This is a genomic window from 'Camptotheca acuminata' phytoplasma, assembly GCF_041276565.1.
In the GTDB taxonomy this organism is placed as follows: Bacteria; Bacillota_I; Bacilli_A; order Acholeplasmatales; family Acholeplasmataceae; genus Phytoplasma.
The window spans coordinates 1-7,387 of the sequence record NZ_JBGGGR010000015.1 but is presented as its reverse complement, the minus strand read 5'-3'; the positions used below and the strand labels follow the sequence as shown (position 1 = coordinate 7,387).

The 7,387-nt window shown below is 22.7% G+C and carries 7 protein-coding genes; 3 read left to right on the top strand and 4 right to left on the bottom strand.

Annotation, left to right across the window (positions count from 1 at the left end; translation table 11 throughout):
• Nucleotides 1-54: 54 nt before the first annotated feature.
• A complete protein-coding gene (gene tuf, locus AB6A63_RS01435; protein ID WP_370430913.1) occupies nucleotides 55-1,245 on the top strand; it encodes an elongation factor Tu in 1,191 nt (396 codons plus the stop codon).
• 146 nt (nucleotides 1,246-1,391) lie between these two features.
• Here the strand turns inward: tuf and efp are convergent, their stop codons facing one another.
• The 4 genes from efp to rny are packed head-to-tail and all read right to left on the bottom strand — an operon-like array spanning nucleotide 1,392 to nucleotide 5,295.
• Nucleotides 1,392-1,973 carry an elongation factor P gene (gene efp, locus AB6A63_RS01430; RefSeq protein ID WP_370430912.1) on the bottom strand — a complete coding sequence of 194 codons (582 nt, stop codon included), beginning with the start codon at nucleotides 1,971-1,973 and terminating at the stop codon, nucleotides 1,392-1,394.
• Nucleotides 1,966-2,850 carry a tRNA (adenosine(37)-N6)-dimethylallyltransferase MiaA gene (gene miaA, locus AB6A63_RS01425; RefSeq protein WP_370430914.1) on the bottom strand — a complete coding sequence of 295 codons (885 nt, stop codon included), beginning with the start codon at nucleotides 2,848-2,850 and terminating at the stop codon, nucleotides 1,966-1,968. The genes efp and miaA overlap by 8 nt, the downstream gene beginning before the upstream one ends.
• Nucleotides 2,851-2,893: 43 nt before the next feature.
• Entirely contained in the window at nucleotides 2,894-3,667 is a 774-nt protein-coding gene (locus AB6A63_RS01420) for a TIGR00282 family metallophosphoesterase (protein ID WP_370430911.1), read from the bottom strand.
• 35 nt (nucleotides 3,668-3,702) lie between these two features.
• Entirely contained in the window at nucleotides 3,703-5,295 is a 1,593-nt protein-coding gene (rny, locus tag AB6A63_RS01415; RefSeq protein ID WP_370430910.1) for a ribonuclease Y, read from the bottom strand.
• A gap of 349 nt (nucleotides 5,296-5,644) precedes the next feature.
• On the opposite strand from rny, the gene AB6A63_RS01410 reads away from it, so the two are divergent.
• Nucleotides 5,645-6,574 (top strand): tyrosine-type recombinase/integrase, encoded by a 930-nt coding sequence (locus tag AB6A63_RS01410; protein ID WP_370430909.1) that lies wholly within the window; start codon nucleotides 5,645-5,647, stop codon nucleotides 6,572-6,574.
• Between the two features lie 6 nt (nucleotides 6,575-6,580).
• Complete coding sequence (dut, locus tag AB6A63_RS01405) at nucleotides 6,581-7,051, top strand: dUTP diphosphatase (RefSeq protein ID WP_370430908.1); 471 nt, start codon at nucleotides 6,581-6,583, stop codon at nucleotides 7,049-7,051.
• Nucleotides 7,052-7,387: the final 336 nt, after the last annotated feature.

Below are 7,387 nucleotides of genomic sequence, written 5' to 3'. Positions count from 1 at the left end.
AAAAATAAAAAAAATTATAATAAAATAATTATAAAAAAAGGAAATTTAAAAAAAATGGCTGAAATATTTGTAAGAAATAAAACACATGTAAATGTCGGTACAATCGGACATGTAGACCATGGAAAAACTACTTTAACTTCTGCACTTACTCATTTTTTATCAACTAAAGGATTAGCAAAAAAATTAGATTACGAACAAATTAGTAAAGCACCTGAAGAAAAAAAACGTGGGATCACTATTAGTACTTCACACGTAGAATATGAAACAGACAAAAGACACTATGCACACGTAGACTGTCCTGGACACGCAGATTATATTAAAAATATGATTACAGGAGCAGCTCAAATGGACGCTGCTATCTTAGTTGTTTCTGCAGAAGACGGTGTAATGCCTCAAACTAAAGAACACATTTTACTTGCTAAACAGGTAGGAGTTCCTCAATTAGTTGTTTTTTTAAATAAATGTGATCAAGTTGATAGTGAAGAAATATTTAAATTAGTAGAATCTGAAATAAGAGATATTTTAGCAAAATTCAAATATAACGATCCTGATAATATTCCTATTATTAGAGGTTCTGCATTAATGGCAACTAAAGGTGATGCAAAATATTTAAAAAGTATTGAAGAATTACTTAACGTTTTAGATACATATGTAAACGAACCAGTTCGTGCTTTAGACAAACCTTTTTTAATGCCAATTGAACAAGTTGTAAATGTTAAAGGTAGAGGTGATGTTGCAACTGGACGTGTTGAAAGAGGACAAATTAAACTTGCAGACGAAGTTGAAATTATCGGAATTAAAGAAAAAAAGAAATCTACAGTTATCGGATTGCAAACGTTTCATAAAAATTTAGATAAAGAAGGAGCTTTTGCAGGAGACAGTATAGGAATTTTATTACGTGGTATAAGTCATAAAGAAATGCAACGTGGTCAAGTTATTGCAAAAGTAGGTACTTTGCAACCTCATCATAAATTTATAGGTAAAATTTATTTCTTAACAGCTGAAGAAGGCGGTAGAAAAACTTTCTTCTCAAATAATTACCGTCCTCAATTTTATATAAGAACTGCTGACGTAACAGGTGTTATACAATTAACAGGAGACAACAAAATAGTAAATCCAGGTGATACAGTAGAACTTATTATTACTTTAATTCATTCTGTTGCTATCGAATTAGAAACTAACTTTTCTATACGTGAAGGCAAAAAAACTATCGGAACTGGAACAGTTATCAAAATATTAGAATAAAATTTAAATTTTTAATTTAAATTATTCAGTATAAATAAAAAAGATTAATCTTATATTAAGATTAATCTTTTTTTGTTATATTATTTATTTTTTAAATATTATTTATTTTTTAAATATTATTTATTTTTTAAATATTATTTATTTATTTAATTATTGTTATTAACATCTCTTGAAATATATAAACCTGTTTCCGTATTTACTATTATATTTTCACCTTTTTCAATAAAAATAGGCACTTTAATAGTTAAACCGGTTTCTAATGTAGCATCTTTATAAGAAGTAGATTTTCTTGCTGTATTTGAAGTTGTTAATGTATCAGTTTCGATAACTTTTAAAGAAATTTTATCATCTAAAGAAACAGTTAAAACTTCATTTTTATCATCAAAAATAACTTCTAATAACATGTTTTCTTTTAAATACTTAGTTACATTTTCTAATTTGTTTTTAGATATTTCAAAAGATTCAAAAGTATTCGGATCTAAAAAAATATAGTTATTATTTTCTATATATGAAAATTGTAATTTTACTTTATTAATTATGGCTTTTTCAATTTTAATGCCTGCGTTAAAAATATGTTCGATAATATAACCATTTTTTAAATTTTTTAATTTACTTCTTACAAAAGCAGCACCTTTACCAGGTTTTACATGTAGAAATTCCACAATTTGATAAACATCATTATTTAATTTAATTGTTTGACCTGTTTTAAAATCATTAGTATTAATCATTATTTATTTTTTCCTTTTTTAAAAAATTTTTAATCATAATTTCTGTTGTTACAATTAATTTTGGAGACAAACCATTAATTACTTTTATATTTGGTGTTTGGTTTTTGAACCATGTTTTTTGTTTTTTAGCATATTTTAAGGAATTTCTTATAATCAATTCTTTAGTTTTTTCTAAATCTATTTCTTTATTTAAAAAAGATTTTATTTCTTTATAACCTATAACATTTAAGTTTGCTTTAGGATAATTTTCCATAAGATATTTTACTTCTTCAATAAAACCTTGTTCTAACATTTTTTCTAATCTTAAAGTGATTCTTTGTTTTAAAATATTCCTTTCTATATCTAAATAAATAAACAAAATATCAAACAAAGGTATATTTTTTCCTTTTTTTTGAGATCTTAATTTTTCTTGGAACAATTGTTGATAAGCTCTTATTATTCGTCGAGAATTTTTGGTATCTAAAATTAAATCTGGATCTTTTTGTTTTATTATCGTTAACAATTGTTCTAAATTTAAATTATTTTCATTTATTTTGTTTGGTTCTGGTAACAATTCATAATCAAAAAGAGCTGCTTTTATATAAAGTCCACTTCCTCCTACTAAAAAAGGTGTTTTTATTTGATGAATTATTTCTCTGACATCTTTTTGAAAATTATAAATATTATATGATGCTTCAGGATGTATTTTATTTATTAAATGATGTTTTATATTTTGAGTTTCTTCTAAAGTTATTTTAGCTGAACCGATATCAAATTTTTTATAAATTTGAACTGAATCTGCATTAATAATTTCTCCTTGGAATATTTTAGCTAATTCAATTGATAAATTAGTTTTTCCAGATGCAGTAGGACCAACAATTACAATAATTTTTTTCATAATAAAATTATAATAAATAATTTTAATTTTATTATGAAAAAAATTATTCATGAAAGTTTATTTTTTCAATATTTTTATGAGACCCTAAATTAACCACAACTCCGTTCAATTGTCTTTTACCTTCTGCCAATTTATGTTTTTGTTTTTTTTCATTTAAAAAATTATTAATAATAATATCTTTGTCTGTTCCGATTACTCCATCATAAGGACCTGTCATACCAGCATCAGAGATATAAACTGTATTTTTTGGCAAAATTCTATCATCATTAGTTTGAACATGGGTATGAGTTCCAATTATAGCATCAATTCTTCCATCAAAATGATGAGCTAAAGCGATTTTTTCGCTTGTAGCTTGGGCATGAAAATCTAAAAAAGAATAATCATATTTTTTACTACAAATTTTTAAAATGTTTTCTATTTTTTTGAAAGGACAAGATAAATTTTCTTTTTCATTCATAAAAACTCTTCCTAAAGCATTCATTATAAGAATTTTTTTCTTTTTATATTTTATTATTTTGTAACCGCTTCCTTGTAATCCTTTTTGTTTTAAATTTAAAGGTCTTACAATGTTGTCTGAGTCTACTAAATTATTCATATTTTTGTTGTATATATTATGATTCCCCATTGTTATCATATTTACACCTGACAGAATTAAATTTTGATAATTTTCGTAGTCCAATCCTTTACCATTATCAACATTTTCAGCGTTAACAATAACAAATTCACTTTTATATTTTTTTTTTAAGAAATTAATTTTTTCTGTTAAATAATCAACTCCTTTTTTTCCACAAATATCTCCTATAAAAAGAATTCTCATTTTTTTATCTCTTATTTTCTTTAGTTTTATTTTTTTTAATTTTTTGAAGAAGAAGTATTAACTTCTGCTTTCTCGATCACTCTTAACTCTCTAATTACTGTAATTTGAATAGTACCGTTATAATTTATATTTTTTTGAATTTCTTTTTTAATTTTTTTAGCTACTAAAAAAGTATTAAAATCGTTCACTTCATCTGTTTTAACAATAACTCTTATTTCTCTTCCAGATTTAATAGCGTAAGCTTTATCTACGCCTAAAATACCATCAGCGATTCTTTCTAATTGAGATATTCTTTGGATATAGTTTTCTATTGATTCTTTACGTGCTCCTAGTCTTGAAGAACTAATAGTATCAGCGATAGAAACTAAAACCGCTATGACAGTTTGAGATTCTTGATCTTCATGGTGGGAAGCAATTGCGTCGATAACTTCTAAAGGTTCTTTATGTTTGTTCGCTATATCAACCCCTATTTTAACGTGGCTTCCTTCCATTTGATAATCTAAAGCTTTCCCTATATCATGTAAAAGTCCAGCTCTTCGAGCGATAGTTTCGTTTTCTCCAATTTCGGCTGCTAATTTTCCAGCTAAAAATGCTACTTCGATCGAATGATTTAAAATATTTTGGCCGTAGCTAGTTCGAAAATTTAATTTGCCTAATAATTTTATTAGTTCTTCGTCGATCATTCCGATTTTAGTTTCATAAACAGCTTCTTCGCCTATTTCTTGTATAAAATCATCGATTTCTAAAGATTTTTTATGAAATACTTTTTCAATACTTGCGGGGGTAATTCTTCCGTCTTTAATTAAATGTTCTAAAGTTCTTTTGGCTATTTCTCTTCTAATAGGATCGAAACAACTTAAAATAACTGTATTTGGAACATCATCAATAATTAAATCTACTCCAGTGATGAGTTCAAAAGTTTTAATATTACGTCCTTCTTTACCGATGATTCTCCCTTTTAATTCATCTTTTTCTAGATAAATAATACTGGTATTATGTTCGATAATAATTTCTCTGGATAATTTTTCCATTGCTGAAATTAATAAAACTTTAGCTTTATTTTTAACTTTAGATTTATATTCTTTTTCTTTATTTTTTTCATATTCTAACATTTCTATGAAAGAACTTTGTTTTACTTCTTCGAAAATCATTTCTTGAGCTTCTTTTTTAGTTAAATTAGCTATTTTTTCTAATTTATTTTGTTGTTTAATGATTATATTTTTTTCTTTTAACTGAAGTTGTTCTATATATTGTTGGTTAATATTTATTTTATTTTCTTTTATATATAATAGTTCTTCTTTTTCGTTCAAATATTGAATTCTTTTATTCAATAATTGTTCTTTATATATCATATTTTCTTCTAAATTAACAATTATTTTTCTTCTTTGATTCAGATCTTTTTCTGTTTCTTTTTTTAAAAAAGATATTTTATTTTCCGTTTCTTCAATAATACGTTTAGAAACAAATTGAGAGTTTAATATTTTTTTTTCAATTTTTTCTTTTGTTATTTTTATTTCTTCTTTAAGTTTTTTTTTTTGAAAATAAAAATAAAAAAAAGAGCCAGAAAAGATAAATAATGAAGTTATATTAGTTAATATAGGAAGCAAATGGCTTATTTCTTCATTCATTATTTCTTTTAATATTTATCTTTCTTCTTTCATATATTTAATTAGTTATATTACTTAATATTTTCATTTTATTATTTAATATATTTTTTATTATTTGTTTTTTTTATTTATGAATTTAAATTTTAAATTATTATTATACACAATTTTATATATAATTTTACAAAAATTATATATAATAACAATATTATATTATTTTACATTATTTTTTTAAAAAAATCTTTTTTTAAAAAAATAATGTATTTCGATATAAAATATAATAAAAAATTTTGTTTGTGTTTTAGACTTATAAATGGAATTATTTTAATAGTATAATAACTTTTTATAAAAATTTAGTTAGGTTTGTGATAAATTGGACTTTATTGAAAATTTTGAAATATTTTTAAAAATTGAACGTAATTATTCTCCTTTAACAATTAAAAGTTATATAAATGATGTGAAAGAATTTAAAAATTTTTTATCAGATAAAAAAATGGAATTTGATTTTGTTAATTTATCTAATGAAAAAGAAGCACGTTTGTTTTTGAATTATTTAAGTAAGAAAAATTTAGCTAATATTAGTATTGTTAGAAAAATTGCATCTTTAAAAACTTTTTATAATTTTTTGATGGAAAGATATAATTTTAAATCTAACATTTTTTATTTTATGAAATTTAAAAAAATTGCCAAAAAAATACCTAAAATTTTACCAGAAGAATTTATTCAAAAGTTATTTGATTCCATTTCTTTATCTGATGTTTTAAGCTATCGTAATTATATTATTTTAGATTTACTTTATAGTTGTGGTTTAAGAGTGAGTGAGTTAATTAATTTAAAAATAAAAGATATTTCTTTTGATGATGAACAAATTTTAGTTTGTGGTAAAGGAAAAAAAGAGAGATTGGTTCCTTTTCATAAAAATTTATTGATTATGTTAAAAAAATATTTATCTCATGTTAGAACTCAATTATTGAAAAAAAATATTAATTTGGATAAAAAAAACAATGATTTTTTATTAGTTAATTATAAAGGTGAATCGTTAACCGAAAAAGGAGTTCGATTTATTTTGAATCAAATTAGTAAACGAACAGGAGAAAAAATATCTGTTTATCCTCATGCTTTAAGACACGCTTTCGCGACTGTTTTATTAAATAATGGTGCTGATTTAAGAGTAGTGCAAGAATTATTAGGACATTCACATTTAAAAACTACACAAATTTATACTTATGTTTCTGATTCTTTTTTGAAAAAGCAATTTATTAATAATCATCCTCGAAATATTTTAAAAAAAATAAAAAGGTAAAAAATAATGAATACTAATTTGAAATTTTTTTTTAAAGTTGTAAGTTCGTATAAAAATAAACAAATTAATTTACCAAGAAGACAAACTCTTTTTAGTTCTGGATATGATTTTGAATCTGCTATAGATATAGTAATAGAGCCAAAAGAAGTAGTTCTTATTCCGACAGGTATAAAAGCTTGTTTTGATAATGATAAAGTTTTATTTATTTATCCAAGATCTTCTTTAGCTTTAAAAAGAAGTTTAATAATGCCTAATAGTGTAGGTGTTATAGATAGTGATTATTATAATAACGAAAACAATGAAGGACATATTTTTGTTCCTTTATATAATTTTTCCGATGAACGTGTTGTAATTAAAAAAAATGAAAGAATCGCACAAGGAATTTTACAAAATTTTTATTTAACTAATGATGATTTTGTTGAAAAAGATAAAATACGCCAAAGTGGTTTCGGAAGTACTAATAAAAAATTTTTTTGATAAATTTTTTTTTTAGTATTAAAAAAATGTTTTGGTTATTTGGTTGTAAATAATAATAAAATATGTTAAAATTGAATAGGTTTAAATATCTAAAAATATTTTCTTAATATAAAAATTTTTTAAAAAAATTTTTATTTATTAGTTAATATCAAGGTTTATTTTTGTATAGATTCAACATAATTATTACTTTTCTATATGTATAATATCTAAAATTAATTTGTTATTAGATGAATAATTTTATGAGTAGATTTGTCAAATTCGAAAATTTCACATAAAAAATTATTTATTTTATTGTATTTAATAATTAATTATATTTTTTTTAATTTTTTTTAAAAA